Annotated in this window: 21 protein-coding genes and 1 pseudogene; 7 read left to right on the forward strand and 15 right to left on the reverse strand. The window is 58.5% G+C overall.

Features of this window, described 5'->3' with window-relative positions; translation table 11 throughout:
• Positions 1 to 63: 63 nt before the first annotated feature.
• Positions 64 to 480 (reverse strand): DUF4864 domain-containing protein, encoded by a 417-nt coding sequence (locus ACOYQJ_RS14105; protein ID WP_422906669.1) that lies wholly within the window; start codon positions 478 to 480, stop codon positions 64 to 66.
• A gap of 166 nt (positions 481 to 646) precedes the next feature.
• Between ACOYQJ_RS14105 and ACOYQJ_RS14110 the strand changes: the two genes are divergently transcribed.
• Positions 647 to 1,312 (forward strand): ImmA/IrrE family metallo-endopeptidase, encoded by a 666-nt coding sequence (locus ACOYQJ_RS14110; protein WP_422906670.1) that lies wholly within the window; start codon positions 647 to 649, stop codon positions 1,310 to 1,312.
• Positions 1,313 to 1,337: 25 nt separating this feature from the next.
• On the opposite strand, the gene ACOYQJ_RS14115 is transcribed toward ACOYQJ_RS14110, so the two are convergent.
• Positions 1,338 to 2,915 carry a lysine--tRNA ligase gene (locus ACOYQJ_RS14115; RefSeq protein WP_422906671.1) on the reverse strand — a complete coding sequence of 526 codons (1,578 nt, stop codon included), beginning with the start codon at positions 2,913 to 2,915 and terminating at the stop codon, positions 1,338 to 1,340.
• A 103-nt stretch (positions 2,916 to 3,018) separates the two neighbouring features.
• On the opposite strand from ACOYQJ_RS14115, the gene ACOYQJ_RS14120 reads away from it, so the two are divergent.
• Both ACOYQJ_RS14120 and ACOYQJ_RS14125 read left to right on the forward strand, forming a co-directional pair.
• A complete protein-coding gene (locus ACOYQJ_RS14120) occupies positions 3,019 to 3,441 on the forward strand; it encodes a tellurite resistance TerB family protein (RefSeq protein ID WP_422906672.1) in 423 nt (140 codons plus the stop codon).
• Positions 3,442 to 3,591: 150 nt separating this feature from the next.
• Positions 3,592 to 4,020 carry a L,D-transpeptidase gene (locus ACOYQJ_RS14125; protein ID WP_422906673.1) on the forward strand — a complete coding sequence of 143 codons (429 nt, stop codon included), beginning with the start codon at positions 3,592 to 3,594 and terminating at the stop codon, positions 4,018 to 4,020.
• Positions 4,021 to 4,029: 9 nt separating this feature from the next.
• On the opposite strand, the gene dacB is transcribed toward ACOYQJ_RS14125, so the two are convergent.
• From dacB to ACOYQJ_RS14140, 3 genes are all read right to left on the reverse strand, one after another.
• Entirely contained in the window at positions 4,030 to 5,532 is a 1,503-nt protein-coding gene (dacB, locus tag ACOYQJ_RS14130; protein WP_422906674.1) for a D-alanyl-D-alanine carboxypeptidase/D-alanyl-D-alanine endopeptidase, read from the reverse strand.
• 118 nt (positions 5,533 to 5,650) lie between these two features.
• Positions 5,651 to 6,256, reverse strand: coding sequence for a nicotinate-nucleotide adenylyltransferase (locus ACOYQJ_RS14135; RefSeq protein ID WP_422906675.1), 606 nt, complete (start codon positions 6,254 to 6,256; stop codon positions 5,651 to 5,653).
• A 159-nt stretch (positions 6,257 to 6,415) separates the two neighbouring features.
• Positions 6,416 to 8,818: a methyl-accepting chemotaxis protein gene (locus ACOYQJ_RS14140; protein ID WP_422906676.1), complete on the reverse strand. Its 2,403-nt coding sequence runs from the start codon at positions 8,816 to 8,818 to the stop codon at positions 6,416 to 6,418.
• Positions 8,819 to 9,144: 326 nt separating this feature from the next.
• On the opposite strand from ACOYQJ_RS14140, the gene ettA reads away from it, so the two are divergent.
• The 3 genes from ettA (at position 9,145) to ACOYQJ_RS14155 (ending at position 11,570) form a co-directional block, all read left to right on the forward strand.
• Positions 9,145 to 10,800: an energy-dependent translational throttle protein EttA gene (gene ettA / locus ACOYQJ_RS14145; RefSeq protein WP_422906677.1), complete on the forward strand. Its 1,656-nt coding sequence runs from the start codon at positions 9,145 to 9,147 to the stop codon at positions 10,798 to 10,800.
• 7 nt (positions 10,801 to 10,807) lie between these two features.
• A complete protein-coding gene (locus ACOYQJ_RS14150) occupies positions 10,808 to 11,011 on the forward strand; it encodes a hypothetical protein (RefSeq protein WP_422906678.1) in 204 nt (67 codons plus the stop codon).
• Positions 11,012 to 11,363: 352 nt separating this feature from the next.
• Positions 11,364 to 11,570: a cold-shock protein gene (locus ACOYQJ_RS14155; protein ID WP_422906679.1), complete on the forward strand. Its 207-nt coding sequence runs from the start codon at positions 11,364 to 11,366 to the stop codon at positions 11,568 to 11,570.
• A gap of 47 nt (positions 11,571 to 11,617) precedes the next feature.
• On the opposite strand, the gene ACOYQJ_RS14160 is transcribed toward ACOYQJ_RS14155, so the two are convergent.
• From ACOYQJ_RS14160 to ACOYQJ_RS14195, 8 genes are all read right to left on the reverse strand, one after another.
• Positions 11,618 to 12,091, reverse strand: coding sequence for a DUF2938 domain-containing protein (locus tag ACOYQJ_RS14160; protein WP_422906680.1), 474 nt, complete (start codon positions 12,089 to 12,091; stop codon positions 11,618 to 11,620).
• A gap of 120 nt (positions 12,092 to 12,211) precedes the next feature.
• On the reverse strand, positions 12,212 to 13,453 hold the full coding sequence (locus tag ACOYQJ_RS14165; RefSeq protein ID WP_422906681.1) for an aminopeptidase: 1,242 nt from the start codon (positions 13,451 to 13,453) through the stop codon (positions 12,212 to 12,214).
• 62 nt (positions 13,454 to 13,515) lie between these two features.
• Entirely contained in the window at positions 13,516 to 13,980 is a 465-nt protein-coding gene (locus ACOYQJ_RS14170) for a DUF3237 domain-containing protein (RefSeq protein WP_422906682.1), read from the reverse strand.
• A gap of 4 nt (positions 13,981 to 13,984) precedes the next feature.
• Positions 13,985 to 15,292 carry a TRAP transporter large permease gene (locus ACOYQJ_RS14175; protein WP_422906683.1) on the reverse strand — a complete coding sequence of 436 codons (1,308 nt, stop codon included), beginning with the start codon at positions 15,290 to 15,292 and terminating at the stop codon, positions 13,985 to 13,987.
• Between the two features lie 3 nt (positions 15,293 to 15,295).
• The gene (locus ACOYQJ_RS14180; RefSeq protein ID WP_422906684.1) at positions 15,296 to 15,775 is read right to left on the reverse strand and encodes a TRAP transporter small permease; all 480 of its coding nucleotides are present in this window, start codon (positions 15,773 to 15,775) and stop codon (positions 15,296 to 15,298) included.
• 77 nt (positions 15,776 to 15,852) lie between these two features.
• Positions 15,853 to 16,878, reverse strand: coding sequence for a TRAP transporter substrate-binding protein (locus ACOYQJ_RS14185; RefSeq protein ID WP_422906685.1), 1,026 nt, complete (start codon positions 16,876 to 16,878; stop codon positions 15,853 to 15,855).
• Positions 16,879 to 17,098: 220 nt separating this feature from the next.
• Entirely contained in the window at positions 17,099 to 19,363 is a 2,265-nt protein-coding gene (locus ACOYQJ_RS14190) for a putative bifunctional diguanylate cyclase/phosphodiesterase (protein WP_422906686.1), read from the reverse strand.
• Positions 19,364 to 19,506: 143 nt separating this feature from the next.
• Positions 19,507 to 20,424: a LysR family transcriptional regulator ArgP gene (locus ACOYQJ_RS14195; RefSeq protein WP_422906687.1), complete on the reverse strand. Its 918-nt coding sequence runs from the start codon at positions 20,422 to 20,424 to the stop codon at positions 19,507 to 19,509.
• Positions 20,425 to 20,522: 98 nt separating this feature from the next.
• On the opposite strand from ACOYQJ_RS14195, the gene ACOYQJ_RS14200 reads away from it, so the two are divergent.
• Positions 20,523 to 21,134: a LysE/ArgO family amino acid transporter gene (locus ACOYQJ_RS14200; RefSeq protein WP_422906688.1), complete on the forward strand. Its 612-nt coding sequence runs from the start codon at positions 20,523 to 20,525 to the stop codon at positions 21,132 to 21,134.
• 81 nt (positions 21,135 to 21,215) lie between these two features.
• Here ACOYQJ_RS14200 and ACOYQJ_RS14205 read toward each other — a convergent pair whose 3' ends face one another.
• Together ACOYQJ_RS14205 and ACOYQJ_RS14210 are read right to left on the reverse strand one after the other, a co-directional pair.
• The gene (locus ACOYQJ_RS14205; protein WP_422906689.1) at positions 21,216 to 22,454 is read right to left on the reverse strand and encodes an MFS transporter; all 1,239 of its coding nucleotides are present in this window, start codon (positions 22,452 to 22,454) and stop codon (positions 21,216 to 21,218) included.
• Between the two features lie 494 nt (positions 22,455 to 22,948).
• Positions 22,949 to 23,113: pseudogene (locus ACOYQJ_RS14210) on the reverse strand (transposase); the annotation flags it as partial.
• Positions 23,114 to 23,364: the final 251 nt, after the last annotated feature.

Genomic DNA, 23,364 nt, shown 5'->3' on the forward strand with positions numbered 1-23,364 from the left:
TATCAACGGGGTCTTAACGGCCTCCGACACCACCGTGCGGTGGGTGTTGCGACGGCCTCGGCCTCAGGCGTTGACCTCTGGGGCGGGCAAGATCTGCACGCCGTCGATACGCCAACCGTCCTCATATTCGCCCATGCGGTAATCCAGAACATAGGTGCGCCCGGCGCCATCTTGGACGATGACTTTTTGCCAAAGTGCGCCACCGATGTCCCTCAGATCGCCAAAGCGCAGATCCTCGGGACGCCAGACCATGGGATAGCCGTTCCGAACCATCGCGCCGAAATTCTCGGGCGTGCGGAACATATTTTGAATGCCCGGACCGGCAAATTCGAAAGCCGCACCAAAATCGTCTTGCTGGAATGCGTCGATCTGACTGCGGATCGTGTTTTCAATCCCTGCATTCGGAGCTTGCACCTCCTGCGCCCAAACTGCCCCGGACAAAAACGCCGCCAAAGCACTTGCCATCATCAAACTGCGCATTTGATCACCTCCACGATCGCACCCTTTCAGAATTCAGTTAGCGCCGATTGCCGTCTGGTCAAAACAAGCTGCGGCAATTGAGAATGTGTAAAGGCTCTGCGTGTACAAACAGCCTGTCCCGCGCTGCCCGGACCAATGATCGCCAACAACAACAGGACCACGCAACATGCCAAGGGCATATCCGAAGTACCCCTATGTCGAGACCATGGCCGCCGGTCTGTCAGAAAATGAAATCGTGCAAGCGATTGATGACATGCTGTCGCAAAACCCCACCCTGTCGCTGCGCGATGGCGGCCCTTTGGACAAACTTTGCCGCGCATTGAACGTGGATGTGGAGTATTCGGATTCACCCAATGAAATCCTGCTGGATGTACCGCTGGACCGTCACGCTGTCATCTGGTTACCCAAGCGCGGGAAACCTCGCCATGACCGAATGACGCTGGCCACCGGGATCGGCCACTGGTTGCTTCATGTGCCGATCACCCGCGAAGCGCATCCGCGCAACGGTATTCAGGCGCTCTATACCCCCAGCGACAAGACGGCATTACGCGAGGCACGGCTTTTCGCCTTCGATCTTCTCATGCCAGCGGAATCCTTCACGACGCTTTGGTACGAGGGGCGCGCCCAACTTGTCGCCGAAACCTTGAATGTGCCAACCCAAGCTGTCTATGACCGGGCAAAATGGCTGGACCTGACCGCAACAGCAGAAATCGCCCCCCCGGACGAACCGGAAGACGTGGTCATTCCCGCGGAAACCGTTGCCCCAGCCAGCAAGGGCGAAACGCCCATGCCTCCTTCAGCGGGAGGATATGCACGCCGGATCGGCTCTTAGAGCCTTCCCGGCGCGACGAAGCAAGTCAGCCCAACTCGCCAGAAAGACCCTTTTCGATCAGATCAACCGTTTCCGTCACGCCGTAAAGCGCGATAAACCCGCCGAAACGGGGCCCTTGGCTTTGGCCCAAAAGGACTTCGTAAAGCGCCTTGAACCAGTCGCGAAGCGGATCGAACCCGTGCTCTTTGCCCACCGCAAAGACCACGGTCTGCAAGGATTCATCATCCTTCTGACCATCATAAGCTCGCAGGCGCGCAGCCAGATCTTCCATCGCCGCACGCTCTTTTTCATCCGGGGCGCGGAAGGTCTTGGTCGGCTTGACGAAATCTTCGTAGTATTTCACCGCATAGCCCGCCGCCGCATCAAGATCGGGATTGGCCTCGGGGGTCGCGTCGGGCGCATAGCGGCGGATAAAGCCCCACATCGCCTCTTTGTCATGCGCCCCGGCCGCACTTGCCAGATTGAGCAACATCGAGAAGGGCACAACCATTTTGGACTCGGGCACATCGCCGGAATGAATGTGCCAGACCGGGTTGTTCAACCGCGCTTTCGCGTCTTGCGTCACATAGGCCCGCAACTGCTGGTGGTATTCGTCCATCGCCTTCGGGATGACATCGAAATACAGCCGCTTTGCCGTCTTGGGCTTTTGAAACATGAAATAGGACAGCGACTCGGTGCTGGCGTAGGTCAGCCATTCATCGATCGAGATCCCGTTGCCGCTGGACTTCGAGATTTTTTGCCCCTGATCGTCGAGGAACAATTCATAGGTGAAATGCTCGGGCGGACGCATGCCCAGAACCCGGCAAATCCCGTCATAGATCGGCGTATTGGTGCTGTGGTCCTTGCCGTACATCTCGAAATCGACGCCCAGCGCGGCCCATCGTGCACCGAAGTCCGGCTTCCATTGCAACTTGACGTTGCCGCCTGTCACTGGCAGCGTCCACTCCTTGCCATCCTCATCGTCAAAGGTGATCTCGCCCTTGGCGGCATCGACATTCTTCATCGGCACATAGAGCACCCGCCCGGTCTCCGGGTGGATCGGCAGAAAGATCGAATATGTCTGGCGACGTTCTTCGCGCAGCGATTTCAGCATGATCGCCATGACATCGTCGTAACGTTCGGCAGCGCGCAAAAGCACTTCGTCAAACTGGCCGCTGCGATAGAACTCGGTTGCCGAATAGAACTCGTATTCAAACCCGAAGGTATCCAGAAACCGGCGCAACATGGCGTTGTTGTGATCGCCAAAGCTGTCGTGCGTACCAAAGGGATCGGGCACCGAGGTCAGCGGTTTTTGCAGGTTCTCCTGCAACATCTCTTGGTTCGGCAAGTTGCCGGGCACCTTGCGCATCCCGTCCAGGTCATCCGAAAAACAGATCAACCGAGTCGGAATATCGCTGAGCAGTTCAAAAGCCTTGCGGATCATTGTCGTGCGCGCCACCTCACCAAAGGTGCCGATATGCGGCAGGCCCGAGGGGCCATAGCCTGTCTCGAAAAGCACGTAACCCTTTTCAGGCGGGGCTTTTTCATAGCGTTTCAGGATCCGGCGAGCCTCTTCAAAGGGCCACGCCTTCGAGCTCATTGCCACGTCGCGCATCTCGGACATCTGAAACACTCCATTTGGGATATCAGCGCGCTTCCTATTGCGGCTGCGGCCCGCCGTCAATAAATTGTGCCGCAACGCCGCATTTGCCTGAAAGGCCAAAGCCATGACCGACACCGCACATCCCCTCAGCCCTCAGGACAGCCTCGTCGCCCTGATGATCGCTGTTTCAGCCTCGGATGAAAACGTCCGCACCGCCGAGTTGGTGAAGATTGACGGCGCGGTGAACAACCTGCCGATCTTTGCAGAGTATGACGCCGACCGGGTTCAGGTCATGTCAGCGCTGGTCTTCGACCTGTTCGAGCAAGAGGATGGCCTGGACGCGTTGTTCGGTCTTTTGCGCGACCATCTTCCCGAACGCTTTTACGAAACAGCCTACGCGCTGGCCTGCGATGTCGCGGCAGCGGATGGCACCCTGAAAGAAGCCGAATTGCGCCTGCTTGAAGAAATCCGCTATGAGCTGAATATCGACCGTCTTCATGCCGCTGCGATTGAACGCGGCGCAAGGGCTCGACATCTTCCGGCCTGATTTGCCATAAATCAGACCGTCGCAATTCAAATGTTATGGAAAAAACGATGTGGGTCAGGATTCCCTGACTGACCCATTAACTTTGGTATTGTATAACCAAAGCAGGCATTTAACGCCCAGCTTCAATAGTCTTTTTTTTCGGGGACCAGAATGAAACGGATTGTCTTTACGTCGCTCAGCACGATTTTGCTTTGCCTGCTGCCCATTCTTGGCGCTGCCGCGCCACTTGTCGCCAAGGTTAATGTTTCATCTCAAACGATGACAGTGCTTTACAACGGCGAGGTCGCTTATCGCTGGCCCGTATCCACCGCACGCAAAGGCAAATGGACCCCGCGGGGCGCCTGGTCGGCGAAATGGCTGTCGCGCCATCACAAATCCAGCCTCTACAACAATGCGCCGATGCCCTTTGCGATTTTTTTCAATGGCAATTACGCGATCCACGGCACGAACCAAATCAATCGCCTTGGCAGGCCCGCGTCGGCGGGCTGTGTGCGCCTGCACCCCGATCATGCCGCCCGTCTGTTTGAGCTGACCCAAAGGGTCGGCAAGCAGAACATGCGCGTGGTCATTGAAAACTGAGCGATAAGGTCAGGCGCTGTACAGAACGCCCCAGCGTTCTATCAGCGCCTGTTGCAACACTTTCGCCCGCCGGTTCCATGAAGCGCCGCCTTCTGGGCGTTCTCGTTCGGCGATGCTCAGCTTGGCGCGTTGTTCAAGATTGGCGGCAAAAATCGCAAAGACCAACTCTGTTCCATCCGGAAGATCGATAAAACCAGCCAGCCCGCTGACAAAGTTCAACGTGCCTGTCTTGGCCCGAACATGCAGAGGGTGATCCTTGATCAGCCGCCCCCTTTCATCCAGCATCTTGAAGGGCTTGAGCAGTTCCTTCAGCCCCGTGGTCTTCCGAAGAGCGCTTAACGCCGTCATCATGTCAGGTGCGCTGATCCGGCTCCGCTCGCCCAGGCCTGAGTGATCCACAAAGGCTATGCTGGTCAGGGCGAACCGCTCCTTTGCCCATGCGTTCATGACTGCCGCCGAACTTGGCAGATCTTTCGGGGTTTTTCCGGTTCGCGCCGCAGTGGCGGACAGGCCGACGACCTCGGCCGTCAGATTGGTCGACCATTTCAACATATCGCGCAGAATAACCCTGAGGGGGGCGCTTTCATGACGGGTCAACTCGGTGCCATCAGGCAGGCTTTCTATCGGAACCGGTTGTGTCAGTTTAATGCCCTGCGCAGCCGCAAAAGTCTGAAAGACCTCGCCTGCATAAAGCTCTGGTTTGCGGACCGGCAGCCAGCGCGCGCCACTTTCGCCCAAGGCGCCCTTGGCCACAGTCCATTCGTCCCGCCCCGGCATATCTTCATAGGTGTAGACCGGCAATGAGCGCGGCACGACACCCATCCGGGCAAAGTGAACATCAGGCCGATGGGTCTCGGATCGGCCCTGCATCGTCACCTTGTACGCGTTTCCGGCCCGCCGCCATTCGAAATGGACCCGGTTGAAATTCAGATTAAGCCCTGACACCGCAGGGCTGTAACCGACATGGTCAGGTTGTTCTTTGGAGATCCGCGCCGCAAACGGCAGAGCCCCACCCCAAACCTTGAAGTCTCCACGAACCTCTTGGATTCCCGCATCTTTCAGCAAGGCTGCCAACTTGGAAAGCCCGTCGGTATCCAATGTCGGATCGCCGCCGCCGGCCAGAATCAGATCGCCTTGAACCACGCCATCAGTGACCTCACCGGTTGCAATCAGGCGGGTGACAAAATGATGCCCCGGTCCCAAAGCCTCAAGCGCGTAGGCTGCGGTCAGCGCCTTTGCAACGCTTGCCGGCGGTTGCCCCAGAACCGGCTCATGAGCTTCCAGAATGAATCCCGTTTCCACATTTGCCACGCAAAACGCCACAGCGCCGCCCAGATTGGCGCGCTCGATCAACGCTTCGGCAGGCTTTTGAAGTTTCTTGAGGAAGTCACCCCCACGCGCAATCGGACGCAGCGAGGTCAACGGCGCTTCGGCCCATGTCGGTGATGCTCCGAAGGCTCCGGAAGCCAGCGCAGCGCCTAGAAAATAGCGTCTGGAAATACGTTTCGTCATGTCGCGATCTAAGCCGAACTGAAGGGCGTGAGCAAGCGCTGTCCCTTCTTCATGTGTTCACATTTTCTATAAGGCATTGGTGTTTTCGCGGTCTTCCGCTCAAAGTCGACCGGACGGTTCATCGTTTCCAATTCCCTGTTTGCCGGATCGCCGTCGAACTATGCGGCTTCATGGGAATATTGATGAAACACCAGCAAGGTGGCTCCGATTTCCCGAGCAATTTCGAGGCCCGCCCCGGCAGTCGATTGCCCCGGAATATCCGCGCCGCAACCGAACTGCGCGCCGCAAGCCGGGCATCGGGGCGCGCGAGAACCCCAACGGGAACGCGCTTCATGATCTGTTTCCAATCCTGCCAACGATGGAATTGCGCCAGATTGTCTGCTCCCATGAGCCACACGAAACGAACACCCGGCCAGTGCGCCTGAATCTCGGCGATTGTCCGCGCGGTGTAGCGGGTGCCGATGCGATTTTCGAAGTCGCTGACCACGATCTGCGGATGATCGACAAGATCACGGGCCGCCTGCAACCGCCGCTCAAACGCAGCGGGGGCATCGGGTTTGAGCGGGTTGCCCGGGCTGACCAGCCAAAGGACCCGATCCAGACCAAATCGTTTGAGCGCCTCTTTCGACAGGTGCAAATGCCCGGCATGTGGTGGGTCAAAAGACCCTCCAAGCAGACCGACCTTCTGGCCCGACCTTAATAAAATGCCGTCCTCAGCCCGCATAATGCAACGCCCCCCTTGAAGCGCCCGCAGCCGTCAGGTGCGCCAGATGTCAGGGATAGGCCAGTCCCAAGCCCACATCAAGAACCCCGACGCGGTGGAAAACAGGTGGCTACACTTCACTTGCCCAAAAGGTCTTCTGCCTGATCACCTCCGGGGCGCCTAGAACTCGTCCCAGATGCCACCAGTTGTTCCGGTGGCCTTGGGCACGTCCATTGGCAAAGGCGGCGACTGCGGAGTGATTGGAACAGCCTCGCTGCCATCCCAGCCCAGATCCGAAGTGTCAGCATGCGCCGAGAACACGACAGAGTTGACGTTGGCGCTTTTGCTTTGCAAATCACCTCCATCGCCAAAACTCGAAACGAGTTTGCGCAAGTCCGCCGCCTTGCTCTGAAGCGCCCGGCCCGCCGTGGCACTTTCGCCGACCATGGCCGCGTTTTGCTGCGTCACCTGATCCAACATGGTGATGCCATTGTTGATCTCAGCAAGGCCAGACGCCTGTTGCGAGGCACCCGCCGCGATGTCCTGTACGCTTTCAGAAACCTGCACCACTTCGTGCAAAATCTGCTCGATGGAGTTCCCCATTTCCGAGACCAGTTTGACGCCGTTGCTGACGCTATCGTTTGATGTCACGATCAGGTTTCGGATTTCCGCGGCACTGTCCGAAGAGCGCTGCGCAAGGGCCCGCACTTCGGATGCAACAACTGCAAAGCCGCGCCCAACCTCACCGGCCCGCGCCGCTTCGACACCGGCGTTCAGCGCAAGCAGGTTGGTCTGAAAAGCGATGTCCTCCATCACCTGAATGATCTGGCTGATCTGCTTCGATGACGTCTCGATCGCGCCCATGGCCCGCACGGCGCGATTACGAACCTCTTCTCCGCGCTCGGCCTGATCGCGGGCAACCGAAATCGCCGAGACGATTTGCTTTGCGCCGTCGGCTGTCGATGTCACGCTGGACGTGATCTGTTCCATGGCCGCCGCAGTCTGCTCCAGCGTGGCCGCCTGATTTTCTGTGCGCTGCGACAGGTTGTCAGCGCCGTCGCTCAGCACCTGCGCGTCAATGTCGATGGACTCGGCGCTGGTCCGCAACTCATTGATGACAACAGCCAGCGCCGTCACCGTATCGTTGAAGTTGACGCGCAGCAGCTCGTATTCTTCACCCAACTCTTCACGGATGTGGCAGTCCAGTTTGCCATTCGACAGCTGATTCAACCCGCCGCTCAGGCGCGCCATGACGTCCGCTTGGTGCGCGGCGCGTTTTTCTCGCTCTACGACCGCCGCATTGCCGTCGGCCAAATCGGCCTTGAAATGGTTCAGCGCGCGGGCGATGTCGCCGATCTCATCACCGGTTTTCGTCTGAAGAACCTCGCTGTGATAGTCGCCATCGGAAATCCGTTTCACGCTTGACGACAGATCTGCAATCCGGCGCGTCAAAAGCCGGGCAACGACGAACGCCACGGTCAGCACCATCAACAAGACCACGGCCACCTGAAGCAGCGTGGTTATTAGAAGTCCACGCTCGACTGCCAGTGCTTCGTCCTGATCCTGTTCCAGCAGCAGATGCCAATTGGTCCCGCCAGCGTCAAAAGTCTCTGCCCAGGCCAAAGCCGCGTTGCCAGTCAGTCCAGTGGTCTGCAACTCCGAAAACGGCTCATTGCCCTTCGCGGCGCGAATGTGCGGCAGATCGGGAAGTTGATCTAGAATTCCATGGCCGCCCTCGAATCGGGACGCGGTCAAAGCCCGCCCATCTTCGTTGATGGCAAAGACTTGCCCGGTCTTTCCCAGGACAGCCGAAGCCGAAAGGATATCAACCAATTCAATGACGCTCGTCTGAAGCGCGACCACACCAATAACCTGACCAAAGTCGCCAAAGATCGGTGCCGCAACAAATTTCGCCGCAGCACCTCCGCTGGGCGCATAGGCCGCAAAATCCGAAAAGAAAATCTCGCCCGGTTTGGCCGAAATCGCTTTACGATAGACTTCGCCCAGACCGCTGCCGGCATTTGGACCGGAAACAAAGTTCGTCGCGAAATCCGCCTCTTTGAAAACGGTATAGACAAGATTGCCCTGCGTATCGAACAGGAACAGGTCATAGTAACCATGTCCGCGCTGAAAGTTTCGGAAATGTTCGTGAAAGCGAGCATGTTGCTGAGACCAGCGCGACGAATCCTTCGCGCGCATCAGCTCGTCTTTCTTACCGGCCGAATTCGGATTTTCGGTGACATAAAGTCGGGTCAGATCGGCCGAAGCCTGCGCCCCAAGTGCGCCCCAACCGCTCGCAAATCCGTCCAAAGCGTCTTTCACCGTCAAGTCTGTCGATAGCAGTTTGATATCAAGGCTGACGTCGTCAAGCCATTTTACAATGGCGTGTTCATCGGATTCGAGAAGGGCCGAAAATGTCTGGTTCCGCCGATTTTGCAGAGCATCGTTTGCCTGTACGTAACTGAAATAAGAAACGCCTAGCATGATCAACACAGTAGGGAACGCTATCAGGATCGGCAGCTTCCATTTCAGCGTGAGTCGCTTCCACGGATTACGCTTATAGTTCGATTTCGGCTGGGTCATCTCGGTTTCTCCGGTCGACAGTCGCATCTTCGGCTGGATCTTCTGCCCGCCGTGACCACAGACATGACTCGAACATCTTTAGATCAAATTAATTGCAAACCGTGCGCATCTCGGGACGTACCAGCTCACAGGTCCGCCCATTGCATATCCATTACAATCACTTAGATGAAATTCTGTCGACCTGCGCGTTCCAAACCATTGCAGATGACATCCCCAATGCGCCTGCGATTTTTGAAAGCAACGTTCAGAAACGCCCTGATTGCACCGCCCCGCACAACAGGCTACTCCCCTGTGCAACTCAACAGGTACTCGAAGCGGAGCGGATCATGGCCTCTTATCAGTATGTCTACCACATGGACGGCGTCTCCAAGACCTATCCGGGCGGCAAAAAATGTTTTGAAAACATCCGCCTCTCATTCCTGCCGGGCGTCAAGATCGGTGTCGTCGGCGTCAACGGCGCCGGTAAATCGACCCTCATGCGGATCATGGCGGGAATCGACAAGGATTTCACCGGCGAGGCATGGGCCGCCGAGGGCGCTCGCGTTGGCTATCTCCCGCAGGAACCCAAGCTGGACGAAACCCTGAACGTGCGCGAAAACGTCATGCTGGGCGTCGCCGAAAAGAAAGCCAAGCTCGACAAATACAACGAACTGGCGATGAACTACTCGGACGAAACCGCCGACGAAATGGCCCGCCTGCAAGACGAGATCGACGCCGAGAACCTTTGGGATCTCGACAGCCAGATCGACGTCGCCATGGAGGCCCTGCGCTGCCCCGACGACAACGCCGATGTGACCACGCTTTCGGGCGGCGAAGCGCGCCGTGTTGCGCTGTGCAAGCTGCTGCTGGAAGCGCCGGAAATGCTGCTTCTCGACGAACCGACCAACCACCTCGACGCCGAAACCATCGCATGGCTGCAAAACCACCTGATCGAGTACAAGGGTACGATCCTGATCATCACCCACGACCGTTATTTCCTAGATGATATCACCAGCTGGATTCTTGAACTCGACCGCGGCCGCGGTATCCCCTACGAGGGCAATTATTCTGCGTGGCTGGAACAAAAGGCCAAGCGGCTCGAACAAGAAGCGCGGGAGGACAAGTCCAAGCAAAAGACGCTGGAACGCGAATTGGAATGGATGCGTCAGGGTGCAAAGGCCCGTCAGGCGAAATCCAAGGCCCGGATCAGCGCCTATAACGATCTTGCCAACCAGTCCGAACGCGAAAAGCTGTCGCGCGCTCAGATCATCATTCCGAACGGCCAGCGCCTTGGTAACAAGGTGATCGAGGTGGATCACCTGAACAAAGCCATGGGTGACAAGCTGCTGATCGAAGACCTGTCCTTCAGCCTGCCCCCCGGCGGCATCGTCGGCGTGATCGGCCCCAACGGCGCTGGTAAATCGACGCTATTCAAGATGCTGACCGGCAACGAGAAACCCGACGCTGGAAGTATCGAATACGGTGACACCGTTCAGCTCGCCTACGTTGACCAGTCCCGCGACGACCTGAAAGCGACCGACACAGTCTGGGAAGCGATCACCGGCGGCGCAGAGCTGATCAAACTGGGCGACGCCGAGATGAACTCCCGCGCCTACTGCTCGGCTTTCAATTTCAAAGGTGGCGACCAGCAGAAAAAGGTCGGCTCGCTGTCGGGCGGTGAACGCAACCGCGTCCACATGGCGCGCCTGCTGAAAGAGGGCGGCAACGTGCTGCTGCTGGACGAACCGACCAACGACCTTGACGTCGAAACCCTGCGCGCGCTCGAAGACGCTCTAGTGGATTTCGCCGGCTGCGCCGTGGTCATCTCGCACGACCGCTTTTTCCTTGATCGGATCTGCACGCATATCCTGGCCTTCGAAGGCGAGGCGCATGTGGAATGGTTCGAAGGCGGCTTTACCGAATACGAAGAAGACAAAAAGCGCCGTCTGGGGGCCGATGCCCTTGAACCCAAACGGGTGAAGTTCAAGAAATTCGTGCGTTGAAATTCAGATGGGCAGTACAGCAAAGTACCTGCCCATCTTTTTATGCGTCGTTTCGATTGCAGGCGTATTTGGTGTCGCCAGCTCGATATTCCGCTACCAAACGGCTTTCAAGGCAATGGTCGTCGTTGCAACCTTGACGTTCGGCCTGTTCATCGCCGGACAGTATGCCCGCGGAGAAAGCCGAATTTCGGTTGCGACAACCCGCACTTGAGGTCCGGAACTCCTGACTACCCCGATGCGTTAACCTCATGCATGATCAACGGCAGGAGGACGACAAAATGACCGCCAAGCACCCTAACCCCGCCCCGGACGCACCGCGTCTGCCCGAGCCTGCCCCGCGCCCGATCAAGACGTATCGCTTCACCGATTGGGCCGCGCTGTAATTCGCCTGTCGATTGCAAACCTCTTGAAACGAATCTCATTCGCTGCCATATAGCGGGCTGCTACGTTACCACTATCGCCTACCTGTCTCCCTAATCCGGCTACAGCGCTACCGATCTTGCTCTGACTACGCCGGGCCGCTGCAAATCCGCGAGCGGCAAATACTCTAGGAGACCACGGATATGGCTACTGGCACCGTGAAATGGTTCAACACCACCAAAGGCTACGGCTTCATTGCACCCGACGATGGCGGCAAGGACATTTTTGTCCACATCTCCGCTGTTGAGCGTTCGGGCCTGACCGGCCTTCAGGACAACCAAAAAGTGACTTTCGAGCTGCAGTCCGGTCGCGACGGCCGCGAAAGCGCTTCGGATATCGAACTGGCCTAAGCCTGTTTCGGGGTGGGCCAGTCGGCCCACTCCACCCAGACCGCCCCTCAGATGAGCAGCGCGGTCACATACATCCCCAAAGCAAATACCGTATGGGCCACGAGCCCCATCATCCGTCCGCGCCACGGATCGTCCGTCTTGGACAAGGCCCAGCCCAGCCCCATACCCGGATGAAGCAGGAACCAACCTGCGGCGATTGTAATGATCCCAAAGATCCAGACAGGCAGGAACGTCGGCGCAGAGACCCAGCCCATTCCCATGAACATCACAAAGATCACCCCGTACAGGATGCCGACGCCATAATGCAGCGCCCATCCGATGGCGGTTTCTGCGACCACAGGTTCGACCACGCCAATGTCATCGTGAAAAACCACGCCGCGTGGCAGGTGCCCTGTCCAACGGCCCACATTGCCCCAGTTCGGCAACGGTTGGCCAAAGGCCTTGTTCAAAATCAAAGCCCATATATCCATCGCCACCGTGCCACCGATTCCGATCAGCACGCCAGCCCCCAACAATCCCATCTGCATCACTCCTTGTTCGCCCCACGACCCTGCCCCAGACACCGGGCGCGCGCAATCCGGCGGGCACATCTTCGCGAAATGCGTGACAAACCTTTTGGATTTCCCTTCGGTGCCCCGGGGTTAAGAAGTCCACTCACCCCGCCGGAACACCGGCACCCGCGAGCCATCGGATTTGATCCCGTCGATGTCCGTTTCCGCGCCGCCGATCATCCAGTCGACATGGATCATCGAACTGTTGCCGCCCTGCGCCTTGACCTGATTTTCGGTGAGCGATGCGCCGTCCAGGAAACACTTCGAATAGCACTGACCAAGCGCGATATGGCAGGCGGCATTTTCATCAAACAAGGTGTTGTAGAACAGCAGCCCCGACTGCGAAATCGGCGAGGAATGCGGCACAAGAGCAACCTCGCCCAAACGGCGCGCGCCTTCGTCGGTATCCAGAAGTTTGAGCAACACCTGCTCTCCTTTCGACGCCCGCGCCTCGGTGATCCTGCCGCCCTCAAAGCGCACTTCGATGTCATCGATCAGACTGCCCTGATGCGACAAGGGTTTGGTCGAACGGACATAGCCGTTTACCTTGGCGGCGTGGGGTGTGGTAAAGACCTCTTCGGTGGGCATGTTGGGGTTACACAGTACCCCGTTCTGCGCAGTCGAGGCACCGCCGTGCCACTCATGCCCGTCAGCCAGCCCCACCGTCAGATCGGTCCCCGGTCCGGTAAAGTGCAGCGCGTCGAACCGCTGGTCATTGAGCCATTCCGTCCGGGTGCGAAGCAACGCATTATGGGCCTTCCACTCGGCCACAGGATCATCGCCCACAACGCGCGAGGCGGCAAAGATCGCCTCGGCAAGATTGGCCACCGCCGCATCCTCGGGCAAGTCAGGGAACATACGTTTCGCCCAAGAGGCCGTCGGGTAGCTCAGGATCGTCCAGTTGATCTTGAAGTTGGCGATATGCTCTAGCGCGGGACGGTAGGCAATGGAATTGGCCTTGCCCGCACGGGCGACCTTTTCCGGGTCTTCGTCGGCCAAAAGCATGGGATCGTCGCCGACAATCGCCATCCGCGCGGCGCCGCCTTCAAAGGCCTTGGCCATTCCGTCCAGAACCCAGTTCGGCGCCTTGTCAAAGCTGGCATCATGCGCGTTGCGATAGCGCGCCAGCGTCAATTCCTCGTCGGAAAAGATCGGTGTCACCACCCCGGCCCCGGCCCGATAGGCCGCCGCCGCAATGCGGCGCACCAAGGGCAGAGCCGCAACAGGGGCTGTCAGGACCAGATCCTGTCCCTCCTGCAAGTTCAGACCAGTTGTAATGGCCACCTCAGCAAGGCGGTCGAGGGCTCGGGGATCAATGATATCTTTTGTCATGCCGACATGCTGGCAGCAGATCCAGGAAATGAAAAGAGCCGTTGCGCAGCTTCGCGCACCCTTCACGTGATCTCGAAGAAAGAAATCTCGACGCTCAGCGCCTTGCGACCACCGATGCCGACAAAGAGACTGCGGTTCACCCAGTCATAACGTGGATCGCCGCTTTCAAGGCGGCAATGGGTGCGCATGTAATATTCGCTGGGCGAGACATCTTCGCCCGCCGCAACACGCGCCATCACCTCGGGCGGTCCGTGGCGCAGGCCATAGTTCTTGACCTCGATGATCGCGCCATCATGGGTGCGGATGCCATATCGCGTGTCCAATTCGGCCAGACCATCGGCAAAAATCGTCTGCCAATCGGCGCCCAGGTTCATCACCTCGCCGCGCAGTCGCGGGCCGTCGACCGTTCCACCGATGATCGGGACGATGCGCCTTTGGCCCGCCCTGCCCGGCCCCATCTCCATGATTGGGGCAAGATTGGCGGTCAGATCGAAAACATGGGACAGCTTAGGAGCGTCGAATTGCATCACATCACCTAAAGGATTTCGCGGTTTCAGGAAGCCAGAGCGCGAGGTCGGGCAGAAGGAAAACAAGCACGATCAACAGGATCTGCCCCGCCACAAAAGGCAACACCCCGGCATAGATCGCCGACAGCGAGACATCTGGCGCCATTCCCTTGATGACAAAGACGTTCATCCCGATGGGCGGCGTGATCAAGCCCAATTCGGCCACCATTACGACAATCACTCCGAACCAGACCGGGTCAAAGCCAAGCCCCGTCACGATCGGGAAAAAGATCGGAACGGTCAGCAGGATCATCGCCAGTGCGTCCAGAAAACAACCCAGCACAAGGTAGATCAGCAGTATGATCGCCATGATCGCCATCGGCGTCATATCAAGCCCCGAGACAAATCCGCCCAGCGCCCCGGCCAGCCCAGAGAAAATCGTAAGGTTGTTCAGGGTCAAGGCGCCGATTAGCACGGTAAAGATCATGGCACTGGTCTGAACCGTCTCCAACAGTGCGTCTTTCAGCGTTGGCAGGGTCAGCCGCCCGCGCATGGCCGCGATCCCAATGGCCCCAACGGCGCCGATCCCGGCCGCTTCGGTCGGGGTGAATACGCCAAAATAGATGCCCCCGATGACGATGACAAACAGCAACAAGATCGCCCAGGTCCGTCCAAGTGCCGCCAGCTTTTCCGCCATGGAATGTTTGGGGCCCGCCGGGCCAAGCTCTGCGTTCCAGCGGGTCACGATGGCGATCACCAGCATGAAAACCAGCACCGTCAATAGGCCCGGCAAGACCCCCGCGATAAACAGATCTCCGATCGAAGTCTCGGTCAGGATTCCGTAGAGCACAAGGATCACCGACGGCGGGATCAGAATGCCGATCACCCCGCCCGAGGCAACCGCCCCGGTGGCAAGACTATCGGCATAGCCAAGGCGTTTCATCTCCGGCAGAGCGACCTTCGACATGGTCGCGGCCGTTGCCAGCGATGACCCGCAAATCGCGGAAAAGGCTCCGCAGGCGCCAATCGTCGCAATGGCCAGACCGCCTCGAAAGGTGCCAAGCCACGCGTTGAAGACATCATAGAGTTCCCGGCTGAGGCCAGAGCGCGCCGCCACCGCACCCATCAGGACGAAGAGCGGTACGATGGACAAATCATAAGTGACCGTCGTCTCGTAAACGGTTGTTGCAAAAAGCGCGATCGAGGGGTTCAACCCGATGATTGCCGCCGTCCCCGCCAGACCGGCAAGTGCCATGGCAAAACCGATGGGCACCGTCAACACCAGCATCACGAAGAGGCCAGCAAAAGCCATCAGGCCAATGGAAATTCCCATGTCCTAAAACTCGCTTCTGCCGGCCTGAGGGCGCAGGATCAAAAGCGCAGCGACTACAAAGGCGATAGCCGCCGCAAGGCACATCACAGTCACCACGGGATAGACCGGCAGGCTCAGGATCTGGGTGAACAGTCCGTCCGACATTGTCTGCAAGGCTTTGTCGAACATTTTCCATGCCACCAGCCCGAAAAACATCAGCCCGGCAAGATCCGCCAAAAGATCCAGCACGCGCCGCAACCACGGAGGGCTGATCTGGGTGACCAAATCGACCCGGATATGTTCGCGGCGCAAAGTGGTAAGGGCAAGGCCAAAGGCAATCGCCAGCCCCATCAGAAGTTGCACCAGCTCAACCGAAAAGGTCAGCGGTGCGTTGAAGACGTAGCGCCCAATCACATCGACAAACATGATGCCCGCGACCAGCAACAGCAGACCACCCGAGAGATAGGCCATTCCGTAGGACAGGCGCCGGATAAAGGATTGCATCAATAGGCTCCGACCAAGAGTGTCAGCCACGATGCGGGCAGTCCTTTTAAACCGCCCGCCTTATGTGTTGAAAGGCGTCAGCCCGCGTATTTCTCGACCGTCGCTTTCAGATCAGCCAACAAAGCCGCGCCATCTTGGCCCCGCTCATTGGCCAGCGCGACCCAGTCGTCCTCGACAAAGGCGACCTTTTCTTTCCAGCGCACCATTTCTTCGTCCGACAGGGTCGATATGACCGCGCCGTCAGCCGCCGAGGCTTTGCCCGCCACATCGGCATCGTCCCAGCCTTTGCCAAGGATACGCGCGCCTTCAATGCCGCCCAGATCGGCCAGCACCTGCTTTTGCTCGTCCGGCAGGGTGTCGTACTTGGCGCGGTTCATGATCACCGCAAAGAACGTGGTGTAGAGGCCCCCCGGGATTTCGAGATGGTGGTTCACATGTTCGTACAGGCGGAAGCCCTTGATGGACTCCCATGGTCCAAGGATGGCATCCGCCACGCCCTTTTGCAGCGCTTCATAAGCCTGGCTCGCAGGCATCGCGACGGGCGCTGCGCCCAGCGCCTCGGCCATCTTTACTCCGCCACCGCCAACGCGGACTTTCACATTGGCAAAGTCCTCAAGCGTATTGATCGGCATTTTCGAATGCAGCACACCGGGACCGTGCACAAAGACGGTCAAAACCTTCACGTCCTTGAATTCGGCGTCAAAGCCTATGTTGCGGTCATACCAATCATAGGCCGCCATCGAACCGACTTCGGCATTGGGCGACAGGAAGGGCACTTCTACGCCGCGGGCAATCTCGAACGGGCCCGGCGTATATGCGGCCACGTGATAGGCAATATCCGCGGCGCCATCGCGCACGATATTGTACTGCTCGGGTGGGCCGGCGATAGGCGCCGGGTCGATGTTCAGCTTGAGTTCGCCGTTCGAGGCGTCGCTGATCGCCGAGATCCACTTAGGCAGGGTGTTTGCCGTCATATGATGAGTCGGCGGCACCCATGTTGCAATCCGCAAGCTTGTGGTTTTGGCCAATGCCGCACCCGGCGACAGGGCTACTACGGAAACTCCGGCCGCAGCAGCGCCTTTCATGAAAGTCCTACGCTTCATTTTCCTCCCCTTCGTTCTCAATGTACTTCGATGGCCGCACCTCTCCTCAGGCGCGATCATCGAATGAGCCCGGGTTCCTTGCGGACCCTTGAGCTCTACAATTCACAGGAACCGTTCACTTGTAAACAAATAATGAGAGCCGCCCCGGTTAAATGGTTCAACCACGACGACACGACCATAGCGACGAGCCCTCATTTTCAGAAATCTCAAGGGATGCCGGTTAGCTGGCAAGCTTGTCAGGACAGGTCTCAGTAAGCCCCACCAGGAACTGCGACAGGTCACTTGCCGGCATTGGCTGCGCCAGAAGGAAGCCTTGGAAAGTGGTGCAGCCAACCGCTCGCGCGGTGCGAAGATGCTCAATGGTTTCAATGCCTTCAGCGCAGACAGAAATATTCAGCGCATGGCCCATTTCGGCGATGCTGGCCAACAGCCGCTTGTTCGCGGACGAGTATGGTGCAGCCTGTACGAGGCTTCGGTCAATCTTGAAACAATGCGGCCGCATCTTGAGCAAACTGGTCACCGAAGAATACCCGGTGCCAAAATCGTCAACCTCGATCCGGAAACCGCGGGCCTTGAGCGCCTCGATGTTGCTGACCATTTGGCTGTTTTCCTCATCCAGACAAATGGATTCGAGAAATTCCAGTGTGACGCGCGACGGGTCAACGTCGATGGCGTCAACCGACTCAATCAAGTGTTGGTCGTTCAAACGGCGCAGCGATACGTTGACCGAGACTTGCGGCACATGGAGCCCCGCCTTTTCCCATTGATCCAGATCGTGCTTGGCCTGTTCAAGGATACGATGATCCAGTTCGCCCTCGATCTTGAGCGAATGTGCCAGATCCATGAATTCACCCGGCACCCGTATTCGGCCGTCAGGGTGTTGCCAGCGCGCCAAAGCCTCGACCCCGACAACCGTCAACCCGTCGCCAGAAAATTGCGGCTGGTAGTAGGGGATGATTTCACCGTCGCTCAGGGCTTCGAGCAACTCGGCACCGCTGTGCAGCGCGGCGGTTGTTGGCCGGGCGTTCAGTGTCGAGAACTTGAAACGGTTTCGCCCCGACTGTTTTGCCACGTACATCGCATGATCCGCTTGCGTCAGCTCTTCTTCTGGCGACAGACTGTCCTCAGCACAGTGGAGATGGATTCCCGCCGAGATCCCGATCCGGCACTTCTTGCCGCCAACCATGACGCAGGTCTTCATACAGCCGATCAGTTGCCGTGCCGTTTCTTCAAGCTGACTTCTGTCACTAACCGGGTCCGCCTTTTGGCCCGGCAAACGCGACAGCAGGACAACGAATTCATCGCCGCCGCTGCGGATCAGAATGGCCTCAGGCCCCAAAACCTTGCGCAAGCGTTCAGAAACGCGGGCCAAAAGCTGATCGCCAACCGCATGCCCATAGCTGTCATTCACATCCTTGAATCCATCGAGGTCCAGTTGAATGATGCCGGGATAAGAGGTTCCGGACAGTTCTTTGAGTTTGCGATTCAGCAGGCGCCGGTTGGGCAATCCCGTCAGGGGATCGTGCAACGCCAAGGACTCCAGCTCGTGGCGGGCGGCCTCAAGTTCCTTTTCACGCTTTTGCAGGGTCGAAATCGTCGCTTTGCGCTGGACGGCCATGTGGTTCGTGATCGCCACCAGCAACATGATCAAACCGCCAGCCGCCACGAGGAACAGACGAAACCCGGTCGTCGCGACAGTACTGCCCCACCCGCCAATGGGCCGCGCGTGCAATTCCCATGATCCGTTGGGAAAGAGGATATCCTCGGACACCGGAGAATCCATTGCGACGGAAGGCGCGCCATAGAAAAGCGGGCCATTGCGGCCTGTGCCATCCAGCCCGACCAAGGCAATATCAAGCCCGTTGTCCGATGCATCCAGCCCGGCATTGGCGTAAACCGTGGGCAGATCCAAGACGACTGAAAGGATGCCCCAAAAGAAATGGGTGCCCTCGATATCGGAAAAGACCGGAAAACGCCCAATCAAAGCCTGTCCGCCCTGCACTATGTTCAGCGGTCCCGCCAACATGAACTCACCACTATCCCGCACATGATAAACCGCCGCGCGCTGGGCATCGTTCTGGCTGTAATCCAGCCCCAATACTGACGCGTTGCCTTCAAACGGATGTACAAGGGTGACAATCAGGTCAGGGGCCGCGGCGACATTGCGCACTTCCGAGATATTGTCCACGACAGAACGGGCGAGCCATTCAAACCTTTTTGGGGACATGTCCGGCTCGGACGACAGCATGGACACAAGACCCTGTGCCGCACGTATCGGTGCATTGATCCGGCGCTCCAGCTTCGCACTCAACATCGCCGCCTCGTTGCGAACGCGATCCCGCTCTTGCTGAAACTCGAGACTCAGGTTTGCCCGGTCGGCCCCGATGCAGGCCAGACACACCAAAGCACCGACCAGAACAGTCGGCAGATAACGGCGCCAGACAGGTGCCAGCGAGGCTTCAGAAAAATTTATCATTGCTTGCATTATTTTTGTCCCTGCAAGCATAAGTTGGGCCAAACCTTTCCAAAACGTTAACACATGATTGTTAGCGCCATATTAACCTCCCTCTGCCTCACTAAGTTGCCGCTTTGCAAACCCACTTGTTCACGGGGTAAAGCACGCAGCCTTCACCGAAAAGGAGCTAATGGCTGGCCGAGTTCGCGTCGCGCGACTGCAAGGATTGTCTGAGTTAGCTCGGCCAGTTGATCGGCCGCCAGTCGGTTGATCTGCCAGAACAGCCGCCTCTCGAAAATCTCACCGGGAACAAGTTCGACAAGCTCTCCGCGCGCAAGATGCTCTGCCGCAAGCTGAACTGGATTGAGCGCCCAGCCCATGCCCGCAAGGCTCCCCTCAAGGAAGCTTTGCGTGGAAGGAAGCCAGTGGGTCGGAAACTGCAGGTCTCGACCAAAGGCTTGCCGGGCCCAAGCGGTCTGAAGCTGGTCTTTCTGGTTGAACGTCAGGGCCGGTGCCCGTTCGAAGGCCTCGATTGTGACACCGTTGGGGAAGTAGCGCGCAACGAAGTCAGGGCTTGCCGTGGCCTGATATCGCAACGATCCAAGCGGCGCCGCGCGACATCCCTGCACCGGGCGTTCCAGAGAGGTCACAGCGGCAAGCACGCGCCCGCGCCTGAGCCAGTCGGCAGTGTGATCCTCGTCATCGATGGCGACATTGATCAGGTAATCCGTCGCCTTGGTGAACGAGGCAATGGCCTTGAGGAACCATGTCCCGAGACTGTCGGCGTTGGTGGCCACGTTAAGAGTCACAAGTTGCTCGGCCTCTTCAGAGGCTGAGAGCCCGGGCAAGTGCGCCATGAGCTCCTTCTCGAGCACGCCAACACGCTCCATATGGCGGCAAAGCCAAAGGCCCTTGTCAGTCGCCTTGCATGGCGTGCCCCGCTCGATCAACACGGCCCCCAGCCGCTCTTCGAGATGTTTGACGCGCTGCGAGATCGCCGAGGGTGTGACATTCAGCGCAGCGGCTGCTCTCTCGAAACTGCCCGTCCGGACAATCGCGGCGACAGCGCGGGCGGCCGCGTAGTCGATCATTGTTCAGTTTTCCTTCATTGGAATTAGAATCCTTAATTTGTCTAATCCTGCGCGCCAAGATAACACAAGCCAAATGCAATCGGATCGGACACCTGCATATGGATCTCGCGGTTTTCTTCACAGGGTTGATGATGGGGCTCAGCCTTATCGTGGCCATCGGGGCGCAGAACGCTTTTGTCCTGCGGCAGGGCCTGCGCGGCGAGCACGTTTTCGCGGTCTGCCTGACTTGCGCGATCTCGGACGCGATCCTGATCACAGTCGGCGTGACCAGCTTCGGAACCGTTTCCGGCTGGCTGCCCTGGATCGAACCAGTCATGCGGTTCGGCGGCGCGGCATTTCTGATCTGGTATGGCGCAAAAAGCCTGCAGTCCGCCCTGCGCTCGACCGAGGCCCTGACGGCAGAGACGTCATCGGTAATGACTGATCTTTTTCGGACGCTGGTCGCGTGCCTCTCCATCACCTGGCTGAATCCCCATGTCTATCTCGACACGGTTGTCCTTTTGGGAACCATTTCCACTCAGTTCGCGGGCAGTCAGGGATCCTTCGCGATCGGCGCGATCCTGGGATCGTTCGCGTTCTTCTTCGCGCTCGGCTACGGGGCCGTCCGGCTGCGTCCGGTGTTTGAGCAACCGCTGGCATGGCGTATTCTCGAGGTGCTCATCGCGTTGGTGATGTGGATTATCGCCTTTAAGCTGCTGATTGGGAGCTGAACACAGGTGGCAACAGAGCCATAGATCCACTCCCGATCAGGATGCGCCGATTGAAGTTTTGACGCGTGATGGTTTGGGTGTTCAGGCCTTTTTGCCGCGCGCCTTCCCAAGCCTTTGTGCCAGCGGAAACAAGCCCGCTATGGCCACTCCGGCAAAGACTGCTCCGCCAAGGAACGTCCACTGCGCGCCAAGCCCTGTCCAAAGCGCTCCGGCGATCAGGCTGGCAAACAGCAACGCCAGCCCGGTAACCAGATGGAACATTCCAAAGGCCGTCCCGCGCAGTTCCGCCGGGACAGCCTCGGCGACCAGCGCGGCCAGCAGCCCTTGGGTGAATCCCAAATGCAGCCCCCAAAGCAGCACGCCGGCGGCAATACCGGACAGTCCATCCGTGAAGCCAAGCACCAAATCCGCCAGAATGAGCAGTGCCAGCCCCACCGCCAACAACCCCGCGCGCCCAATCTTGTCAGAAAGCACCCCCACCGGCCAGGCAGAGAGCGCGTAGACGGCATTCATGCCAACCAGAACAAGCGGCACCAACATCAACGCCAAACCGGTCTCTTCGGCCCTCAGGATCAGGAAAGCCTCGCTGAACCTTGCAAGCGTAAACAGTGTGGCGACTGCAACGATCCACCAGTAGGTCGTTCCAAGCAAACGCAACTCGGCCCGCGCCAAAGGATTGCGCACTTGGCGCAGTCCCTCGGGGCGCGGCGGTTCATGCACCGCGAAAAGGATCAGCGCCAAGGCCAGAAAGCCCGGCACGACCGCCACCCAGAAGACGCTTTGAAAATCGTTCAAGAACAGCCACATGAGCCCGATCGCGGCAAGCGGCCCCAGAAAGGCGCCAAAACTGTCAAGTGACTGCCGCAACCCAAAGGCTGCGCCGCGAAGCCCTTCTGGGGCAAGATCGGCAATCAACGCGTCACGGGGCGCTCCGCGGATGCCCTTGCCCACCCGGTCGATGAAACGGGCCGCGACCAGCCAGCCGATGGCAGGCGCCAGCGGAAAGACGGGTTTCGTTACGGCAGCAAGCCCGTACCCGAGGGCAGCCAGTTCCTTTCGGCGCCCGATCCGGTCGGAAAGTGCCCCCGAAAACACCTTGGTGATCGCCGCCGTCGCCTCGGCGATGCCTTCGATCGCCCCCACCGCCAGCGCGGTCGCCCCAAGCCCCAACGTCAGGTAGACAGGGAGCAACGCGTGGATCATTTCTGACGAGACATCCATCAGCAAGGAAACAAAGCCCAGCGCCCAGATACCGGTGGGCAGGCTGCGCCAAGGGGCCAATGGCTGATCGTTCCCGTTTTCAACCAATTTGGATTTCATCCCGAGCATTCCATTGCAGTGACCACGCGGTTCACCTCCTTTGGTATGTCATTGAAACCTGCCTGCGCCAGCGGCGACTTTGGTCTCGGCGATCAAGATAGGGGGCATCCATCGCCGCGCCGGTGAACAGCGCGTGCCCCCATTTTGTAAGTTTGTAAGGTCGAAGCAAGTGGAGACGAACCCGCCGCCCATCCATTCGACAACCGGGTTCCGCAGGAGCGCGGCCGATGGCGATCGACCCGGTCGTGACGTCTTAAAGGGTGTAGCAACTGTCGCCCCGGGAAACCCGCAGGTTTCATGAAAGGACGCCAGCATCGAACGCAGCGCAGCGTCCATCTCGGTTTCCGTGGCCTCGCCCCTCAACCCGTGCGCGAAGGGCACGCCGACGTCATGTCCAAAATCCACGGCTGACACGCCACCTGCCGCAACCAAGCGAGACACTATCGCGAAAGCAGGTTCCCGGTCGCGAAGTGTCGTATTGAGAAGTGGGTTGATGATGGGCGCCCTGTGTGGCTGTAGAAATCGGCAAGGTCGGTGCTGAGCCCTGACAGGGCTAAGAACCGATAGATCGAGCGCAACAGGTGGTTCTGGGGCACATGATCCTTGAGCGAGAACTCGTAGAACAACGCCGGCTGCGCCTCCTGCCCCAGTCCCATCATCGCCAATCCCTCCCCTCGAGAGGAATTGAATCAGCTGATCACACATCGATCAAAGGCGAGTTCTTCAACAAAATAGGCCGCGAGAGTCGATGCAGTGAGCGGCCGGGTCTGTGTGGAAACCCGAGGTTCAGGTATACTGCGTTCATCAGTTGGAGGTGTGGATGTCGGGCTATATCGAGGGAGTGGACCGGGACCAGACGACCCTGTTCCCGGATCGTTTGGAGGACTGGATTTGCGAGGATCATCCAGTT

Origin of the sequence: Pacificoceanicola algae (genome assembly GCF_049341065.1) — a bacterium.
Taxonomy (GTDB): domain Bacteria; phylum Pseudomonadota; class Alphaproteobacteria; order Rhodobacterales; family Rhodobacteraceae; genus Pacificoceanicola.